The sequence below is a fragment of the bacterium genome (genome assembly GCA_035945995.1).
GTDB lineage: Bacteria > Sysuimicrobiota > Sysuimicrobiia > Sysuimicrobiales > Segetimicrobiaceae > DASSJF01.
Genome location: DASYZR010000102.1, coordinates 1 through 1,562, shown reverse-complemented (window position 1 = coordinate 1,562; position 1,562 = coordinate 1). Strand labels below are relative to the sequence as shown.

2 protein-coding genes are annotated in these 1,562 nt (G+C 67.0%); both read left to right on the top strand.

What is annotated here, in order from left to right:
- A partial coding sequence (locus VGZ23_10980) for an energy transducer TonB (GenBank protein HEV2358116.1) occupies positions 1-408 on the top strand: 408 nt, incomplete at its 5' end.
- A 179-nt stretch (positions 409-587) separates the two neighbouring features.
- A protein-coding gene (locus VGZ23_10975; GenBank protein ID HEV2358115.1) for an IS5 family transposase occupies positions 588-1,360 on the top strand; the annotation gives its coding sequence in 2 pieces (ribosomal slippage) (positions 588-915 and positions 915-1,360; 774 coding nt in all).
- Positions 1,361-1,562: the final 202 nt, after the last annotated feature.

Here is a 1,562-nt window from a genome sequence, read left to right as displayed (position 1 = left end):
GAGACCGGTCTCGAGTCGGTGCGGAACCAGGTCGTGACCGGGCCCGCGACGACGATCGAGGATCGAGGCGGCGTCGCCGCGCTCGGGCCCGTCGTCGCGCCTCCGCCCCCGCCACCGCAGACGCCCGTCCGGCTGCACTCCGGCATCAAAGCACCAGTGAAGATCGTCGATGCGAGCCCCGAATACCCGGGCGTGGCGCGCCAGGCCCGCGTGACGGGCGTCGTGATTCTCGAGGCGACGATCGGCGTGAGGGGCGACGTGCAGGCGGTGCGCGTGCTGCGCTCGATTCCGCTGCTCGATCGGGCGGCGGTCGACGCGGTGCAGCGCTGGAAGTTCACGCCCGCGCTGCTGAACGGCGTGCCGGTCCCGGTCATCGTCACCGTGACCGTCAACTTCACGCTCCGGTAGCAACACGGCTTCTACGGCTTCTACGGGTTCTACGGGTTCGAGGTTCGAGGTTCCGGGTTCGTACAACCGGCCGCCGAACCCGAACGTTGAATTCAGAACCCGGAACCTCTAGAAGCTATCTCATAAACCCGAACGGGTGACTGTGAACGAAATCATGGGGTCCGTCGTACGTCGAAAGTATGGACCTCACCGATGCTCAATGGCAGATCCTCGAACCGGTGTTTCGGCCGCGTCGCCGTCCCGATGGCCGCGGTCGGCCCTGGCACGACACGCGCGCGGTGGTGAACGGCGTGCTCTGGGTGCTCCGCACCGGCGCGCCCTGGCACGACCTGCCGGGCCGCTATCCGCCGTACCAGACGTGTCATCGGCGGTTTCAGCACTGGCAGCGGACCGGACTCCTGCGCCGCTTGTTGCGGCGACTCGCCGAGGATCTGCGCGACCGGGGCCACCTGGATCTCACCGAAGCCTTCATCGACGCCAGCTTCAGCTCGGCGAAAAAGGGGGCCCTGCCATCGGTCCTACTCGCCGCGGTAAAGGGAGCAAGATCATGGCGATCTGCGACGGCCATGGTCTTCCTCTCGCCGTGCACGTGGCCAGCGCTTCGCCCGGAGAGACCACGCTCGTCGACGCCACGCTCGCGGCGCGGTTCATCCGCGCCCTCCCGACGCGCCTGATCGGCGACCGCGGCTACGACAGCGATCCGCTCGATCGCCATCTCGCCGATGACTTCGGCATTGCGCTGATTGCGCCGAACCGGTCGAACCGCCGGACGCGGACACAAGATGGCCGCCCGCTCCGACGCTACCGCCGCCGGTGGAAGATCGAACGGCTGTTTGCCTGGTTCCATAATTCGCGCCGAATCGTCACACGCTGGGAACGCGACCCCGCCAACTTCCTCGGGATGATTCACCTCGCGTCGGCCGTGATCCTCCTGAGGGCATTTATGAGATAGGTTCTAGCGACGGCAAGGCAGGGAGGCAGATGGAAGAAGGATGACGTTCGTTCCCTCTCCCGTCCGCCTTCTGCCTTCCGCCTGAACCCCTTGCCATAAAATAAGTGTGTGCGGCTCTTCGTCTGCCTTGCGGCGGTCTGCGCGGTGTCCAGCTCGACGCTTCGAGCCGCCCCCGCCGCACAGCCGCGGGCCGCGGCGGCGC